3 protein-coding genes are annotated in these 2,136 nt (G+C 66.8%); all 3 read left to right on the forward strand.

What is annotated here, in order from left to right; all coding sequences use genetic code 11:
• A partial coding sequence (locus tag RMP09_RS23270) for a cobalamin-dependent protein (protein ID WP_310568354.1) occupies positions 1-367 on the forward strand: 367 nt, incomplete at its 5' end.
• Positions 364-1,368 (forward strand): methylmalonyl Co-A mutase-associated GTPase MeaB, encoded by a 1,005-nt coding sequence (meaB, locus tag RMP09_RS23275; protein WP_310568355.1) that lies wholly within the window; start codon positions 364-366, stop codon positions 1,366-1,368. The genes RMP09_RS23270 and meaB, both read left to right, overlap by 4 nt.
• A gap of 32 nt (positions 1,369-1,400) precedes the next feature.
• A partial coding sequence (locus tag RMP09_RS23280) for an acyl-CoA carboxylase subunit beta (protein WP_310568356.1) occupies positions 1,401-2,136 on the forward strand: 736 nt, incomplete at its 3' end.

Here is a 2,136-nt window from a genome sequence, read left to right on the forward strand (position 1 = left end):
CCAGGACGGCCACGACCGCGGCGCCAAGGTGGTGGCCACGGCCTTTGCCGACCTGGGCTTTGACGTCGACATGGGCCCGCTGTTCCAGACGCCGGAAGAATGCGCCCGCCAGGCCATCGAGAACGACGTGCACGCCGTGGGCGTCTCGACGCTGGCCGCCGGTCACAAGACCCTGGTGCCGGCCATCATCGCCGAGCTCAAGAAACAAGGCGCCGACGACATCGTGGTGTTCGTGGGCGGCGTGATCCCGCGCCAGGACTACGAGATGCTGTACGAAGCGGGCGTCAAGGGCGTCTACGGTCCCGGTACACCCATCCCGGCCAGCGCCAAGGACGTGCTGGAACAGATCCGGAAAGCGGTGGCGTGACGCCTGAGCAGATCCAGGCCGGCATCGTTTCGGGCGGTGCGGCCGTCCAGCGCCGTGCGATGGCCAAGGCCATCACGCTGCTGGAGTCCACCCGCGCCGACCACCGCCAGCAGGCCGATGCGCTGCTGACGGGGCTGCTGCCCCATTCCGGTGGCGCGTTCCGCCTGGGCATCAGCGGCGTGCCGGGCGTGGGCAAGAGCACCTTCATCGAGGCGCTGGGCCTGTACCTGATCGGCCAGGGCCACCGGGTCGCGGTGCTGGCGGTCGATCCTTCTTCTTCTGTCTCGGGCGGTTCCATCCTGGGCGACAAGACGCGCATGGAACACCTGAGCGTGCACGAGAAGGCCTACATCCGGCCCAGCCCGTCCAGCGGCACGCTGGGCGGCGTGGCCGAGAAGACGCGCGAGGCCATGCTGGTCTGCGAAGCGGCGGGTTACGACGTGGTGATCGTCGAGACCGTGGGCGTGGGCCAGAGTGAGACGGCGGTGCACGGCATGAGCGACATGTTCTGCCTGCTGCAGCTGCCCAACGCGGGCGACGATCTGCAGGCGATCAAGAAAGGTGTGATGGAGCTGGCCGACCTCGTGGTCATCAACAAGGCCGACATCGACCCCGACGCCGCCACCCGCGCCCGCGCGCAAATCACTTCCTCATTGCGGCTGCTCGGCCTGCACGGCAACACCGACCATGTCCACCACGACCAGCAGATCTGGCACCCGCAGGTGATCCAGATCAGCGCGCTGCACGGGCAGGGCGTGGACACGTTCTGGTCGTCGGTCAGCGAATTCAAACAGTTGCAGACCGCCAACGGCCGCCTGGCCGCGCGCCGCCAGCAGCAGGCCACGGCCTGGATGTGGGAGCGCATCGACGCCGGGCTCAAACAGCGCTTTCGCGCGCACCCCGAGGTGCGCGAGAAGCTCGACCTTTTCACGCAGCAGGTGCAGGCCGGTCAGCTGGCCGCATCGACCGCTGCACGGCAGTTGCTCGACCTGTTCGAGTAAGGCCCCTTCCTGATTTCACCGGAGAGACCACCATGCAAGACATCCTGGACCAACTGGAAAAGAAGCGCGCCGCGGCGCGCCTGGGCGGCGGCGAAAAGCGCATCGCCGCCCAGCACAGCAAGGGCAAGCTGACGGCGCGTGAGCGCCTGGAAGTGCTGCTCGACGAAGGCACCTTCGAAGAGTGGGACATGTTCGTGGAACACCGCTGCGTGGACTTCGGCATGCAGGACCAGAAGGTCCCCGGCGACGGCGTGGTCACCGGCTACGGCATGATCAACGGTCGCCTGGTGTTCGTGTTCAGCCAGGACTTCACCGTCTTCGGCGGCGCGCTGTCCGAAGCGCACGCCGAGAAGATCTGCAAGGTGATGGACCAGGCCATGAAGGTCGGCGCACCGGTGATCGGCCTCAACGATTCGGGCGGCGCCCGCATCCAGGAAGGCGTGGCCTCGCTCGGCGGTTACGCCGACGTGTTCCAGCGCAACGTGATGGCCAGCGGCGTGATCCCGCAGATCAGCATGATCATGGGCCCCTCGGCCGGTGGCGCGGTGTATTCGCCCGCCATGACCGACTTCATCTTCATGGTCAAGGATTCGAGCTACATGTTCGTGACCGGCCCCGAGGTGGTGAAGACTGTGACGCACGAAGAAGTGACCGCCGAAGAACTGGGCGGCGCCGTGACCCACACCACCAAGAGCGGCGTGGCCGACCTGGCCTTCGAGAACGACGTGGAAGCGCTGCTGATGCTGCGCCGCCTCTACAACTACCTGC

Source organism: Hydrogenophaga sp. (assembly GCF_031426985.1).
Classification (GTDB): Bacteria; Pseudomonadota; Gammaproteobacteria; order Burkholderiales; family Burkholderiaceae_C; genus Hydrogenophaga.